Below are 14,554 nucleotides of genomic sequence, written 5' to 3' on the forward strand. Positions count from 1 at the left end.
ATCCGATAATGGGTAATCCTTGAAGCCCGGTCGTCGTCGAGTCGGTGTAGACTCGCCGCGCTTGCACGCTCGAAATCCCTTACCTGTATGGTGCTGCGCCCGTGAAACTCAGCGACATCGCCCGCCTGGCTCAGGTCTCGGTGACCACCGCCAGCTACGTGATCAACGGTCAGGCCGAACGTCGGCGCATCAGCCCTGCGACCGTGGCCAAGGTCTTGGCAGTCGTCGAGGAGCATGGTTATCGCCCGGACCAGCAGGCTGCCAGCCTGCGCCGCGGGCAAAGCCGCTGCCTGGGTTTCATCCTGCCGGACCTGGAAAACCCCAGTTATGCGCGCCTGGCCAAGCTGCTCGAACAGAAAGCCCGCGCCGCCGGTTATCAGTTATTGATCGCCAGCTCCGACGACGACCCGAACAGCGAGCGGCAGTTGCTCGAGTTGTTCCGTTCACGCCGCTGCGAGGCGCTGATCGTCGCCAGTTGCCTGCCACCAGACGACCCGCTGTATCCGACCATCGTCGCCGCCGGCCTGCCTGTCGTGGCCGTGGACCGCGCGCTATCGCCCAGCCACATCCGCTCGGTGGTCAGCGATGATGAGCAGGCCGGACGTACCCTGACCGAAAGCCTGCTCACACCCAAACCCAGGCACATCGCCCTGCTTGGCGCCCGCGCAGAACTGGTCATCAGTCAGGCGCGCGAACGCGGCTTTCATTCGGCACTCAACGGTTTCGACGGGCACATCAGCGTCTATCACGGCGAGCTGTTCAGCCGTGCCTGCGGCTACCGGCAAATGAAGACTCTGATGGATGAAGTTGGCCCGCCGGATGCCTTGCTGACCACTGCCTACGTACTGCTCGAAGGGGTATTCGATGCCCTGCGTGAACAGGGCAGCGAGCAATGGCCCACGGTGCGCCTGGCCACCTTCGGCGATACCCAATTGCTGGATTTTCTTCCGTTGCGGGTCAATGCCATGAGCCAACAACACGAACGCATCGCCGAGCGCGTGCTGGCCTGGACACTGCGGGCGGTGGAACACAACGATTATCAGCCCGGCATCGAAGCCATCGGCCGCAGCTTCAAGGCCCGAACCTGACAGTAGGGCGCGCGCGGCGCACCCTACCTCTAGCGTTGATGCCCCCTGCTAACCACCCTGAATCTTCTGCAGCAGCGGCTCACACTGGCTCGGCTCATCACCTGAGCTAGGCGCTATCAGCGCCAACAACCCCGCCGCAGGCGCCACCGCTACACCCAACGCCACCAGGCCAACGCCACGAAGCGCCAGCGGCGTGGCCTGCACACCTGGCGACGGTTCCTTGAACGTGCCGCGCACATAGAGCGGCGAACGCAGGGAAAAGACACGAAAACCCTTGGTCGACGGCGTGATGGTGAAATCCAGCTGCTCGCTGGCGAAGTTGGCACTGCCGTCGACCTTGATCACCGCATTGTCGGTATCGACGACGAACAGCCGCGTGCTCATCAGCCCCTGCTTGATGCCGAGATCGGCCGCCGCACAATGGATCTTCACATCCTCGTCGCCGAACAGCCTGCCAACCAGATAGTTACCGACGTTCAGCCCGGCGATCTCCATCAGCCCGCGACTTACCGCGCCATCGTTGATCAGCATCTTCAGCTCGCCGTCGGCGCTGCCGAGCAACGCCGCCACCGAGTTGCCACGACCGCTGATGCGCGCATCACCGTTGAGTTCACCGAAGCTGGTCTGCATCGGTGCGAAGGTGGGGAACAGTTGCTTGAGCTTGAGATCTCGCGCACGCAGACGCATCTGGCCCTGCAGCGGCGTGGTCGCGCCATTCAGGCGGATGTGCGAATCGAGCACACCGCCGGCCATGCCGAAACGCAGTGGCTCCAGACTCAGCGCACCATCATTGAGCACCACATGAGTGTCGAGATCGGTGATCGGCAACTGCTCGCTGTGCACGATGCGCTTGCCGACGAAGCGCACATCGGCGTCCATCGCGCGCCAACGGTCGGTACGGAACTCGGAAACCGGCAGCGCCTTGTTCGCCGGCTGCACGTCCCGTTCGCCCCGTTCGCGCTTGTCCTCGCTGGAGTCAGCGCCGATCAGGGGTGCAAGGTCACTGAACAGCAGTTGATTGGAGGTCAGCCGGCCGGACAGTTTCGGCCGCGGCTCGCGAGCCACGAATGTCAGATCACCGTGAATATCGCTGTCACCGATCTGGCCATTGAAACCAAGGTAGCGAAAGATTGCCCCATCGGCATCGTGCAGGTCGGCCTGCAAACGACCGTCGGTGCTGTACGGCGGAGTATCCGGTAAGGTCACGCCGGTAAGCGGATACAGGTGACCGAGGCTGGCGCCAGACAGACGCAAACGCAGATCCAGAGCGCCTAGATTCTGTGGATCGGTCAGGCTGCCGGCCAGTACGATGCGAGTCGCGCCAATGCGCAGGTCGGCTTGCAGCGGGAAAGGTTGCGACGCGTCATGCAGCGCCAGCAGGCCACCCACCTTGCCGTTGCCGGTCAGTGGCTGACCACGGAAACTGCCCTTGGTCTGCCAGGCGAATGCGTAATCCTGGGCATTGCCATTGCTCTCAGCCAGACGCTCGGCTGTGCTCTTGCCGACGATATCGGCAAATGGAACAGGCTCGCCCAGCGGCTGGATAATCGCCTCCAGACGGGTATTGCTGACCTTGTCATCGAGCTTCACCTGCCCCCGATCAAAGCCGATGGTGCCGATATCCAACGTCCAGGGGCTGGGCTGATCGGTGTCGTCTGACTCCTCCTTACCCAGGTCGAACACCCAGTTGGCGCGGCCATCGGCCAGGCGCTGCAGATCGGCGACCGGCGCGCCAAGTTCGATACTGGGAATGCTCACCGTCTTCCATAGAAGCGGTAGCGGAGACAGGCGTAAGCGCACGCTATCGAGGCTGACGAAGGTATCGCCCTGCGCCCAATCGGGATTACCCAGGCGCAGCTGCTCGGCGAAAAAATGCGGCCAGGGCACCCAAGCGCTCAAACCCTGTTGTCCGGCCTCACGCTGCCAAACCACACGCAGTTCACCCTCGATGGCGAACGGCCGGTTCAAGGCCGCAGAAACCTGTTCGTTGATCAGCGGCCGCGCCCGGTTCCAGTCGAACAACACCAGAAACAGCATCAGTGCCGCCACCAATAGCAGAAAAACGGCGAGCAAAGCGCCCAACAGCTTGCGTACCTGGTGCACCCAGCGACCTCCTTATTTCACTGCCCGAGTGAAACTCGTCCATATCCATACGACTGAAAAGATTAGCCAACGCTCCCTCGCTCTGGCAGGAAAGGGAAAAATAGCCGACTCTGAACGCCCAATCGTGAGCTGACCGATGCGCCTGATCGACACCCACACCCACCTCGACTTCCCCGACTTCGACGCAGATCGCGACGAAGTGCTCACACGCAGCCGCGCACTGGGCGTGCAGCGCCTGGTGGTGCTCGGCGTCTACCAGGCCAACTGGCAACGGCTATGGCAGCTGGTCGAAGAAGATGAAAGCCTGTACGCAGCTTTCGGCCTGCATCCGGTCTATCTGGACGAACATCGTCCGCAGGATCTCCTTGAGCTGCGCGACTGGCTGAGCAAACTGGCTGGGCACCACAAGTTGTGCGCCGTCGGTGAGTTCGGTCTGGACTATTACCTGGAACAGTTGGATCGACAGCGCCAGCAGGCGCTGTTCGAAGCGCAGCTACAACTTGCTGCCGACTTCGAACTGCCGGCGCTGCTGCACGTGCGCCGCGCTCATGCCGCGACCATCGCCACCCTCAAGCGCTTTCGTCTGGCACGCGGCGGCATCATCCACGCCTTCGCCGGTAGCTACGAGGAAGCGCGCGAATACGTCAAGCTGGGTTTTCGCCTCGGTCTTGGCGGCGCCGCTACCTGGCCGCAGGCCAATCGACTGCGCAAGGTGGTGGCGCAGTTGCCACTGGAGGCCATCGTGCTGGAAACCGACTCGCCGGACATGGCCCCGGCCATGCACCCCAACCAGCGCAACAGCCCGGAATACCTGGCTGAAATCTGTGCCGAGCTGGCAGCGTTGCGCGGTATGACGGCCGAGGAACTGGCCGCGGCCAGCAGCCGTAATGCGGATGAGTTGTTCGGCTGGAACTAAAGCCAGGTCGCCTCTGTGGGAGGAGCCTCAGCCGCGACCTGCAAAAGCACCGCCGCTGAAGCGCCTCCCACGGAGCGATCAGACGCGAAACGCGCCGATCAACTGCTTGAGACGCGAGACCAGCTCGCTCAACTCGCGGCTCGCCTGCTCAGTCTGGCTGGCGCCGGCAGCGGTACGCTCCCCTGCATAGTTGATCTCGACGATATTCTGGTCGATATCGTGCGCCACCGCCGTCTGCTGCTCGGCCGCCGCGGCGATCTGCTGGTTCTGATCGACGATCATGCCCACCGCGCCGAGGATGTTCTCTAGCGCCTGCTGCACCTTGGCCGACTGACTGACCGTGCCATCGGCCATCTGGTGACTGGCGTTCATCGCCTTCACCGCCGCCCCCACGCCACCTTGCAGCTTGGCGATCATCGCTTCGATCTCTTCGGTGGACTGCTGCGTACGCTTGGCCAGATTGCGCACCTCATCAGCCACCACGGCGAAACCACGCCCCTGCTCGCCGGCCCGCGCCGCCTCGATGGCGGCATTGAGCGCCAGCAGGTTGGTCTGCTCGGCGATGCCCTTGATCACATCGAGTACCTGGCTGATCGCGGCGCTGTCACTGGCCAGCTGGTTGATTACCGCCACCGACTGGTCGATTTCTCCGGCAAGACGCTGGATTGCGCCGACCTGCTGCTCGACCAACGCCCGGCCACTGACCGTTTCCTGATTCACGCTCTGCGCGCTACCCACCGCAGCGGCGGCACTACGCGCCACCTCCTGAGCAGTGGCAGACATCTGGTTCATCGCCGTTGCCACCTGCTCGATCTGTGCACGCTGCCCGGCCACCGCCTGATTGCTCTCGCCCGAAACCAGCTCGACACGATCCGCCTGACCACCGACCTCGCCCACCGTCTGCCCAACGCGCTCGATCAGGTCATGGATACGCACCACGGTCTGGTTGAACACCTGACCCAATTCGCCCAGTTCGTCACGGCTCTGCGCCTGGAAGTTGACCGTCATATCGCCTGCGGCAACCCTGTCCATCACCTGACCCAAGGTTTTCAGGGTCGAGCGGGTGGACACGTAAAAGCCGCTGTAGAGATAGACGATGAGCAGAAACACCACGACCAGCGCCACCACCAACAACACCATCTGCGCACGGTTCTCGGTCAGACGCTCGCTCAGCTGGCTATCGAGGAAGGCCAGCAGGCCGTCGTTGAAGGCGTAGGTCTTGGCCATTTCCTGGCTGACCTGATCGTAGAACTGCGCCCAGGGCGTATCCAGACTGTCGGCGATGATCACCTGATCCTCGAACAGCACGCCACTGTCCTTCAGGCTCTGGCGACTGGCTTCGGCAAGGCCACCCAGGCCGTTCTGCGCGGCGACGTTACCGGCCAATGCCTCCTGCAGGCTCAAGCCGTACTCGGCGTGTAGCTTCTCCAGTTGCAACAGCAGGTCATCGAACTTGGTGCTGGCTGCCGAGTTGAGAAACCCCTGCCCCAGGGAATAGGCGCCGATAGCACGGCCTTGACTGAGCACATCGGTGATCTGCGGGGTGACGTTGGTGATCAGCTCGGTAATCTGCCGCACCTGACGCTGCGGGTCCTGGCTTAGTCCCGCCTGGCTGGCCACCAGCTTGATGAAGACCTGGGACGAGCCCAGCAGCTTCTCGACGATGACCGTCTTGCTCTGCAAAGAAGTCTCGGCCTCTGCGCTTTTCAGCTCGGCCAGCAATTCGTCGCGCTTGGCGATGAACTCCGCTTCCTGCTCGGCATCGCTGGTCACTGGCTGCAGCCCTTGCAGGCCCGAATTGAGCGACTGCTGCAGTTGATCTATACGCCCCTCCAGATCCCCCGCCTGACCGGACTGACCAATCATCGAGTTGATCTGGACCAGATCATTGAGGCTTTCAAGATCACGCCGCAGCTGCAAGCTGCTGCCAAGTAGCTCGAGGCTTTCCAGGGCGGTCTGGGTACCAACGAACTGTCGATAGGAGTCGCGCACCAGGTAGAAGTTGGTGACGAGCATGGGCAGGAAGAATAGAACGCTGATCAGGCTGAACTTCATACCGAAGCTGAGGCGATTCATCAGCGCGATGGCCGGATACAACACGGTCTTCACTAGACGTCTCCAGTTGCCATTATTGTTATAGGTATTGCTTGGATCGCCGCCGAGCCTCTTACGGACTGATCACGGCGCCCTGTGTCGACCGACCTGGGTTCGCCGAGCTATGCGGCAAAGACAGGCAGACAAATGTGACGAAAATCACCAAACAGGGTCGACTACCGCCTCCTTATACGCCTTATCGACACGCGTCTCTGTAACTTAAGGTTAAACGCGCGCAGCACCCTTCACTCCCTCTCAAGAGTAAGCGTAGTTCGTCACTGGAATAACATAAGGACAAAGGGCGGGAGCAACCCGCCACTGTGCGTGACAGCAGGTTGTCCCCGCCCTGTAAACCGCCTGGGTACGATCTCTAGATAAATAACACCCAAACCGCGTAACCGGCATACCAGACCACCGCAGCGCGGATCAGCAGTTGCCACAGCTGATCCAGAGTATCGACACCCTCCTCGCCCATCACTGGCGGCGGCATCTCACCAGCGGCTCGCCCAGCCTTGACCACCAGTTGCGCGGCAGAAATGTCCCAGCTCAGCAGCTCATGCAGCAAGGCACGACTGACAGCGACGAAGTTGCCGACCAGCGCGAAACTGGAAGCCAGCACCCGCGCCGGCAGCCAATCGAAAGCGTGGCGCAGTTGCACGGCGCGCTCACGCAGAGCAGGTTGCTGCGCATGCTCTGCACTCATCGCCAACAGGCGATAGGCCAGCGCGGCCATGGGGCCCAACAGCAGATACCAGAAGATCACCGCAAAGAAGCTTTGATAGGCCTGCCACAGCAGATGCCCCTGGACCTGTTGCAGCAGCTCGGTGCCCTCCTCCGGCTGCAACGAAAGGTCACGTTCGGCCACGTGGTAAGCGGCCTGACCGTCACCGCGCCGCCAGGCGTCGCGAAACGGCCCCAGCGCTGCGAGCAGATCACCACGCCCCAGGCTGTAAATCAGCACCAGCAAATGCACCGGCAAAGCCAGCCAGCCGTAAGCCAGCGGTTTGAGGATCAGCAATACCAGGCCCAACGCCAACACCGGCAACAGCACCAGAACGGCCAGGCACAGCCACGGAGCCTGCTGCAGGCCGCCTTGCTGCAGGCGCTGCAGTTGCGCCAACCAGGGGCCGTCCTGCTGGATGCGCAGACGCCAGGCGGAAAACTTCTCGACCCACAGCACCAGCAGAATCACCAGAAAACTCATTGCTACCTCTCCTTCAATTCGGCGTGCAGACGCGCCCAGTCGAACGCGGCCCCCGGATCAGTCTTGCGCCCAGGCGCGATATCGTTGTGGCCGCGGATGCGCTGCGTCGACAGTGCCGGGTAAGCGTCCAGCAACTGCCGCGTCAGCTCGGCCAACCTGGCGTACTGAGCATCGGTATAAGGCAGATCATCCGTCCCTTCCAACTCCACACCCAGCGAAAAATCGTTGCAGTTGTCGCGCCCCTCGAACCAGGAAACCCCGGCGTGCCAGGCACGATCCAGACAGGAGACGAATTGAGTCAGCCCGCCATCACGCTCGATGAAGAAATGCGCGGAAACCTGCAAGGACGCGATCTCGGCGAAGAAAGGATGTTCGTCCACCGGCAAGCGGTTCTGAAAGAACGCCTGCACCTTGCCAGTACCGAACTGCCCGGGTGGCAGGCTGATGTTGTGCACCACCAACAGGGAAATTTCGCCACTAGGGCGAACATTGAAATTCGGCGATGGGCAGTGAGGGATGCCCTGAAACCAGCCGGTTGAGGGGTCGAGCTGCATGGAAGGCTCCTGAACGAGCCACCACTCTAGAGCAGGTGGCTACGGCGGCCAAGCGCGAGGCCGCAACAGGATGTGCAAAGGCGGGAAAATCGAAGATCACGACTGTAAAAGTCGCGCCTCACGGCGAGCCGATATCGAACACATCGGAAGATTTGTAAAGCTTCGCCCCGGGGTTGGGCTCCTACAAATCAAGCCGTTACCAGGGGCGAACGCTCCTGGCAACGAATCAGCTGTGCTTGAGCTTGCGCAAGTTACCGATGACCGACTCCAGGGCGCGGTCGAACAGCAACGCATCATCAAGCAGGCGCACAGCGTTGCGGCGGAACTCCACCGCCAGCGCGTTGCGCGTCTTCTCCAGCACCTTCATGCCGGTGCGATTGACGAACACGTACTTGCCAGTGGGCTTGATGATGGCTGCCAGCTTGCAGCGCAGCTTGTGCTCTTCATCTTCCTGAATTTCCACCCAGCTACCCACACGCAGGCTATCAACCTGCAGTAGCGCCTCATCGTCGTCCGGGAGCACCACGTCCGGCTCCTGCGGACGGGTCTGACCGGGCGCGAGCAGAATGATCTCTTCGACCACCTCGACCATTGCCGGGGCATCCTCAACCTCTTCTTCGGCCGCCGGCAGCTCCAGCAACGGCAACTCGACGCCCGCTTCGCTCAGATCGGTGTGCGCAACATCCTCAGGCGCGGCCGACTCGGCTTCAGGGGCAGCGCGCTTGAAGCGCTGGAAGGCTTGCACGTGCAGCACTTCCAATTGGCTGAAGAATTCGCTGGTAGAGAACGGATCGAACGCCGCACTGGCCATGCCTTCGCGCAGCGCCTTGAGCAAGCCGGGCACCAGCTCCAGCAAGCGCAGACGCGCCTCTGGATCTTCATGCGGGGCGACGCTCCAGACCAGGTCATCCATGGTCTGCAACGCAGCCTGCCACTCGCCCGAGTCCACGCCGTGCTTGAGGCAGGTCAGCATCAGCACCTTGCTCCAGGCTTCCTGCAGCAGCCGCACCACCACTTCCGGCAGGGTCTTGCCGAGCAAACGCTCATTCAGTGCCTGCTCGACCTGACGACGGGCCAGCTCGGCCTTGGCACTGCCTTCCTCGGCGTCGCGGGTACGCTGTTCGAGCAACTCGCTACGGCGGCGCTCATCGCCAGTGAACGCCATGAACTCGGCAAGCAGTTCGGAGAAGATCGCCGGATCATCGACAAAATCGTTCAGCAGGCGCTGAACCACCTGTTCGATCTTCTGATAAAGGCTGTCACGCTGCGCATCGTCCTGATCGACCCAACCCAGCGCGGCAGACGCAATTTCGTTGAGCAAGCGGCGCGCCGGATGGCTGCCACGGCTGAAGAAGGTCTTGTCCAGCACCGCAACCTTGAGCATCGGAATCTGCAGACGGCCAATCAGTGCTTTGAGCGAATCCGGCAGGGTGCGGTCGTCGAGAATGAACTCGAACAGCATCGACACCAGATTGATCACATCTTCATCGACCTCACCCACCACTCGCGCCTTGCCACTTTTGGCACTGGCACGTTCGAGCAATCGCTCGAGCTGGTCACGGAGATCGAAATCTTCGACGTTGACCTGTGCCGGAGCACGCTGCTGCATGTGCGATAGCAGGCGCATCAGGTCGTTGCTGGTGATCGGCAGTGCATCGGCTGTCTGAGCGCGGCGCGACATCGACGTGCCGCGCACTTGCGAAAGCAGATCCTGCAGCGCACCGAACACTTCCTGCACGCCCTGATCGGCGCCTTCGAGCAACGGCATGCCTTCCTCGCCAGACGACTGACTGTAGGCGGAAGCTGCTGGGCGCTGCTGACGGCGCGGCGGCGCGGACTTCAACTCAGGCAACACGCCCGCGCTGACCAGCGCCTGATTGGCCTCGGCATAAAGCATGTCGCAGCTGCCGAGCACGTACTTTTCGAACAGCTTGAGGATGATCAGCTTGACCTTGATCTCCACGCCCAGGCTGCTGCAGGCGTCGAGGAAGTATTCACTGAGCAGGGTCGGGCCGAGCGGGTTGCTCTTGTCGTCCAGCTTCTTGCTGATCACCGCATTGAGGCGTGTGGTGAGATGGCCCAACGCAACAGCGTCTCGGCTCATCACCTTGGCCACCATGGCGTCCAGCGCCACGGTTTCTTCCAGTTCGTCGTTCTGCACCAGGCTCAGGCTATCGAACGACACGGCATCCAGAGCGGGTTGAGGCTTGCCAATTTCGTACTGGTTGAGATTGGCGAACGACTCGAACACCTTCTGCAGAAAGCCGCGCTCGATATTCTTGCGCTTGAGCCGCAGGTCGCGCATGGCCTCGAAGAAAGCATTCTGCTCGGCATTGCTGGTCGCCCGATCCGCCATCTCGAAGAGGGTATCGTCAGCATTGTCGAACAGGCTCTGCAGGTTCTGCTTGAGCTGTTGCGCCGCTTTGTCACGCACCTGAATCAGCGCCACGGGCAGTCTTCCTACCGGCGAAGTTGGCGATTGCTCTGCGGTGGCCTTGTTCAGGTGCACCACGTTCGCGTCGGTCTTCATTCTAGTCTCCCGCAGACTGCTCGAACCCGAGCTTCCTGGTCTGCACAGCGTCAACCGAGCGTCGTCCTTAACGTCAAAGGCCTGGCGTCAATAATGAAAAAAGTAAAGCCATTATAGGGAGGCTGCGCGCCATACCAAGCCAATTTTTCCCACAGACATGACCCAGATCACAGATAGCCACACGCCATCTTCGGACGACGGCCAATACACCACACTCGCACCTCCACAGCCTAACCCTGACAGGCCGTAGGCGCTGCACCGATAGTCGGGCCAAGGGGGTGCTCTCGTCATTAAGAGCAGCGGCAACATATAAAAGTGCCTGATCAATTCTGCAGAACGACAAAAGGCCCAGCGCCGCGATGGAGCATTGCCCTGCAACCACCTGCCTCTATAATCGCGGCTCGACTACACCGGAGCCGACCATGCCCAACCTGACCCTCGCCGACCTCAGCAGTGAAATCGAAGCCAACGTCCGCCGCGCCCTGGCCGAAGACATTGGTAGCGGTGACATCACCGCCCAGCTGATTCCGGCCGAGCGCCTGGCCAGCGCCCGGATCATCACCCGCGAAGAGGCAGTTATCTGCGGCACGGCATGGGCCGATGCGGTATTTCGCCAACTCGACCCGCGTGTCGCGGTGCATTGGCAGGTAAAGGATGGCGACAAGGTCAGCGCCGACCAGACCCTGTTCCGCCTCGAAGGCCCGGCCCGCGCCCTGCTCAGCGGCGAGCGCAGCGCACTGAACTTCCTGCAGACCCTGTCAGCCGTCGCCACCCGCTGCCACCACTATGCCGACCTGGTAGAAGGCACCCAGGTAAAACTGCTGGACACCCGAAAGACCCTACCCGGCCTGCGTCTGGCCCAGAAATACGCAGTGACCTGCGGCGGCTGCCACAACCACCGTATCGGTTTGTACGATGCCTTCCTTATAAAGGAAAACCACATCGCCGCGTGCGGCGGCATCGCCCAGGCCATCAGCACCGCCCACCAGATCGCCCCGGGCAAGCCAGTGGAAGTCGAAGTGGAAAGCCTGGAAGAACTGCGCCAAGCACTGGAAGCAGGAGCCGATATCGTCATGCTCGACGAACTATCACTGGAAGACATGCGCGAAGCCGTAAGACTCACCGCCGGCCGCGCCAAGCTCGAAGCCTCGGGCGGGATCAATGACAGCACCTTGCGTGTGATAGCTGAGACCGGCGTGGATTACATCTCGCTAGGGACGCTGACCAAGGATGTGAAGGCGGTGGATTTGTCGATGAGGCTCGCGCTTTAAGACTCCGATTCACTGCAGTAGCAGCGCCCCGCGGCGAATCGCAGCCTCACCGAAATCGCGCTGGCTTACAAAAATTCGCCCCGGGGCGGGGCTCCTACAATTTCAGGGCTGCCGAAGGTATAACGCGGGAGGATTAGCGAAGCGTAATTACCAAACGGCGCGGCCAACCTGGTCAACGACCGCCACAACGAACTGCTCTTCAGCGCTGCGAGCATCTGGGAGGTTGGCATCAAACATGCCATGGGCAAAGCCCATTTCCACTTTGACCCGGCAATACTCAGCTCAATACAGACTATTAAGAGCTGTCATTGAACGGGCAGTACAGCATTGCAGCCGCCACTCTTGCCCCATACATAAAACCCCATGTAATCGGATGATGATTGCTCAGACCTCAACTGGAGGCTTTATATTGGTCACAAGCCGATCCGGTCATAGCAAAATCCGCAAGCCCGATCAGATACGCCAAGTAAGAGCGACTCAGAACAGACTACGCGCGGTATAAGCAGAGGCCGAGATAATCGTGGCCTACCTCTAGTTTTTCTGGCTTTCCAACGATTACCGCGTTTTGTCCATAGGTATCCAGCCTTGCGACCAAAAACGAGGCGCCCAGTCTGTACGATGTTCTTTCAGGTATGCCTCTTGGGTTTGTGGAAGTGTCGGGACTTCATTGATCAACACGTGCCCCAGCACTAGCACGATCGGAACGGAAAGAATGCTTGCGGCGATAGCCTGAGAGCGCCCAACTGAAGAGGTAGCGCTCCAGCGAGCCATCGCCAAACCAATGAGTAGGGCCATCCAAGTTTCTGTATAGGGCATGACGAAAACACCATCGACCTGTGCCAGCACCAACGCCCCAACGATTGCCATCCACAGCCCTGCGTCCATTTCGTTGGCAAGTGTTTGACGCGCATGACGGGCTCCATGCAGCACCCCCCAAGCGCCAAGAGTGAACGCGATAAGTGTTGCAGCAAAGCCCCATTCAGCCAGCCATTGCAGAACAACCTGATGGGGGTGGGCGGCGATGGGGTTATAGACTGCTGAGTAGTGCATGGGGCCAGCACCCAACCAGGGATTGGACAGGGCCATCGCCCAGGCCCATTGCCAGATATGTTCGCGCCCCGAGAGAGTGGCACGCAAGTTATCACGTAGCGCAGGATCGAGGCTCAGCCAAAGCGGCACCAGCTTGAATAGCAACACAAATAACAAGAACCCTAACAAGCAAGCAGCAGCCTGCCATGCAAAAATACGCCACAACTTGCGGTTTATCATAAGCAGAGCAAGATGGCCGACCAGCAGGCCCAACCACAAACCTCGCCCCCCAAGGGCAAAGGCGATACACCATTGCGTGACAAGTACCAGCGCCAGCAGTGCGGCGAGTGAAAAACGCTGTCGCTGACGACACCGATCCGCCAATAGCGCAATCACGGGCATTAGCATCACCTGAAACTGGCCAAAAAAGCGCGGATTGGAGAAACCACTAAACAGCATATCGGCATTTAGCATCCGCATGCCGGAGATAAAAGCCGCCGCGTAAGCCACAAGAAACTGGAACGCATGAATAAAGCCTACAATCGCCATCGCCCAGAGTATCGCGTTTTGCCAGGCGGGGCGTCCTTTCAAGCCTCCGACAATCAGAGCCAGCAGAACTAACCCACCATAACGACTCCACTCCTTGAGCGCCCATAGCGGGTAATCGGCAAATACAGACGAAAACAGCCCCAGTAGAAACAGTCCTGCCAAAAGCAGCAGAGCAGAACGTGGCAGATGAACTTGAGGTAATAGCGCAGCGAGCGGGGCACAGGCGCACAACAGAAGAAGCTGAGAGATGCGCTGCTGGTCATGCCACGTATAGCCACTGCTCCATAGCGCCACAGCAGAAAAACAAAAAACCATTGCCAATATGGCGAGCAGGGAATAAAAAACTATAGCTGGAGTAGAACTATTCATCCTCACCAAGCAACACCCTAAAGAAAACATGAAAGGCAAAAGATTTTTTTTGCGCGCCCCATTAGAAATCAACACGTGACATTGACGTCCATAGATACGCTCAACAGTGCTAATACTAACTCAGCCAACAACTTAAAATAAAACACCCCGCGTGATAGCGGGGTGCTAAATATATCAATTGGCATAGTGAACTTATGACTATCGACGCAAGCTTTCGTGAAAACGCCACGCCGCGCTATAAGCCCGCTTTAAATCCATAACTATCAGCTGCGGAAGTTAGCAGGCACAAACTTGGTGCAGTTAGTGTTGGAACTACCCGCCCAAGTCAGCGAGCCGGTGGTGGCATCAGCAGTTGGAGTCAGAGTAAGTGCAGCAGATCCCGTGCAGCTCGAATCGATCCCAGTGTTTAGTGCAACAGTGATCACACCGTCAGCCACCGTCAAGCCGCTGATGTACGAACCCAGCGCTTGGGTATTGGCGGCCAGCCCAGCTTTAGCGTTATCAATGCCAGTCAGGGTGTTGGTGGTGGAATAGGTTTCCGCTACTGCGATACGCGCGGAAGACATAAACCCAACCACTTCAGCCATCTTGGAACGCTTGGTGTAATCCTGATAGGCGGGCAGAGCAATAGCAGCCAGAATACCAATGATCGCAACAACGATCATCAATTCGATCAGGGTAAAACCCTTTTGCATTTGAGCTTTCATGATTCTCTCCGAAATTGAACAGGCCCATTGACCTGACAGGAGGGAAAGCACAGGGCGTGCCAACTTCCAAAGTTTCTCTTCTACAGGCTTTTAGCGAGCCACATGCGCGCATCACAGTACGACACACGCCACTAACTGCC

General features: G+C 59.9%; 10 protein-coding genes and 1 pseudogene. 3 read left to right on the forward strand and 8 right to left on the reverse strand.

Features of this window, described 5'->3' with window-relative positions:
• Window positions 1-101: 101 nt before the first annotated feature.
• Window positions 102-1,088: a catabolite repressor/activator gene (gene cra, locus RTH74_RS04435; RefSeq protein WP_316913868.1), complete on the forward strand. Its 987-nt coding sequence runs from the start codon at window positions 102-104 to the stop codon at window positions 1,086-1,088.
• A 48-nt stretch (window positions 1,089-1,136) separates the two neighbouring features.
• Here the strand turns inward: cra and RTH74_RS04440 are convergent, their stop codons facing one another.
• Window positions 1,137-3,191, reverse strand: coding sequence for an AsmA family protein (locus RTH74_RS04440; RefSeq protein ID WP_316913869.1), 2,055 nt, complete (start codon window positions 3,189-3,191; stop codon window positions 1,137-1,139).
• Between the two features lie 136 nt (window positions 3,192-3,327).
• Between RTH74_RS04440 and RTH74_RS04445 the strand changes: the two genes are divergently transcribed.
• Window positions 3,328-4,107, forward strand: a complete 780-nt coding sequence (locus tag RTH74_RS04445) for a TatD family hydrolase (RefSeq protein WP_316913870.1) — start codon at window positions 3,328-3,330, stop codon at window positions 4,105-4,107.
• 78 nt (window positions 4,108-4,185) lie between these two features.
• Here the strand turns inward: RTH74_RS04445 and RTH74_RS24110 are convergent, their stop codons facing one another.
• The 5 genes and pseudogenes from RTH74_RS24110 to RTH74_RS04465 all read right to left on the reverse strand — a co-directional run bounded on the left by RTH74_RS24110 (window position 4,186) and on the right by RTH74_RS04465 (window position 10,489).
• Window positions 4,186-4,899 carry a methyl-accepting chemotaxis protein gene (locus RTH74_RS24110; RefSeq protein ID WP_371919666.1) on the reverse strand — a complete coding sequence of 238 codons (714 nt, stop codon included), beginning with the start codon at window positions 4,897-4,899 and terminating at the stop codon, window positions 4,186-4,188.
• A gap of 141 nt (window positions 4,900-5,040) precedes the next feature.
• Window positions 5,041-6,183 (reverse strand): annotated as a pseudogene (locus RTH74_RS24115) (HAMP domain-containing protein); the annotation flags it as partial.
• A gap of 388 nt (window positions 6,184-6,571) precedes the next feature.
• Window positions 6,572-7,405 carry a regulatory signaling modulator protein AmpE gene (gene ampE, locus RTH74_RS04455; protein ID WP_099522562.1) on the reverse strand — a complete coding sequence of 278 codons (834 nt, stop codon included), beginning with the start codon at window positions 7,403-7,405 and terminating at the stop codon, window positions 6,572-6,574.
• A gap of 2 nt (window positions 7,406-7,407) precedes the next feature.
• Window positions 7,408-7,959: a 1,6-anhydro-N-acetylmuramyl-L-alanine amidase AmpD gene (gene ampD / locus RTH74_RS04460; protein WP_099522563.1), complete on the reverse strand. Its 552-nt coding sequence runs from the start codon at window positions 7,957-7,959 to the stop codon at window positions 7,408-7,410.
• 226 nt (window positions 7,960-8,185) lie between these two features.
• Window positions 8,186-10,489: a DUF1631 domain-containing protein gene (locus tag RTH74_RS04465; protein ID WP_316913872.1), complete on the reverse strand. Its 2,304-nt coding sequence runs from the start codon at window positions 10,487-10,489 to the stop codon at window positions 8,186-8,188.
• 422 nt (window positions 10,490-10,911) lie between these two features.
• On the opposite strand from RTH74_RS04465, the gene nadC reads away from it, so the two are divergent.
• Window positions 10,912-11,760, forward strand: a complete 849-nt coding sequence (gene nadC / locus RTH74_RS04470; RefSeq protein WP_316913873.1) for a carboxylating nicotinate-nucleotide diphosphorylase — start codon at window positions 10,912-10,914, stop codon at window positions 11,758-11,760.
• A 555-nt stretch (window positions 11,761-12,315) separates the two neighbouring features.
• Here nadC and RTH74_RS04475 read toward each other — a convergent pair.
• Together RTH74_RS04475 and RTH74_RS04480 are read right to left on the reverse strand one after the other, a co-directional pair.
• Complete coding sequence (locus tag RTH74_RS04475; protein WP_106732898.1) at window positions 12,316-13,707, reverse strand: O-antigen ligase family protein; 1,392 nt, start codon at window positions 13,705-13,707, stop codon at window positions 12,316-12,318.
• 263 nt (window positions 13,708-13,970) lie between these two features.
• Complete coding sequence (locus tag RTH74_RS04480) at window positions 13,971-14,402, reverse strand: pilin (protein WP_420713134.1); 432 nt, start codon at window positions 14,400-14,402, stop codon at window positions 13,971-13,973.
• Window positions 14,403-14,554: the final 152 nt, after the last annotated feature.

It is taken from the genome of Pseudomonas sp. zfem001 (genome assembly GCF_032621725.1).
Classification (GTDB): domain Bacteria; phylum Pseudomonadota; class Gammaproteobacteria; order Pseudomonadales; family Pseudomonadaceae; genus Aquipseudomonas; species Aquipseudomonas sediminis.